Origin of the sequence: Mycobacterium sp. 050134, assembly GCF_036409085.1 — a bacterium.
Classification (GTDB): Bacteria; Actinomycetota; Actinomycetes; order Mycobacteriales; family Mycobacteriaceae; genus Mycobacterium.
The window spans coordinates 1-400 of the sequence record NZ_JAZGLV010000084.1 but is presented as its reverse complement, the minus strand read 5'-3'; the positions used below and the strand labels follow the sequence as shown (position 1 = coordinate 400).

At 69.8% G+C, this 400-nt stretch carries 1 protein-coding gene; it reads right to left on the bottom strand.

Annotated elements, in window-relative coordinates; genetic code table 11:
• On the bottom strand, nt 1-400 hold a 400-nt coding region (locus tag SKC42_RS27500), incomplete at both ends, for a DUF222 domain-containing protein (RefSeq protein WP_330967378.1).

Genomic DNA, 400 nt, shown 5'->3' with positions numbered 1-400 from the left:
GCGTCGCAGCCCGGTTTGGTGCAGCCACGGTCCTTGGCGTAGAGCATGATTCGCTGCGCGGGGGAAGCGAACCGTTTGGTGTGGTGCAGCGCCAGCGACCTGCTCTGGTCGAAGATCGCCAGGTAGTGGTGCGCGTGGCCGGCCCAGCGGATCACCTCTGACATCGGCACCAGGGTGCCGCCGGCGGTGAGGGCTTTGCCGGCGGCGGCTTCCAGGTCCTGCAGGGTGGTGGTGACCACGATCGAGACCGGCAGCCCGTTGTGTTGGCCCAGTCGCCCGGAGGCCAGCAGTCCGCGCAAGCCGGCCAGCAATCCGTCGTGGTTGCGTTGGGCGGGGCTGCGGGTGTCGCGGCGTACCGCCGCGTCGTCGGGTGTGGCGTCGACGATGGGAGTCTGGTCGT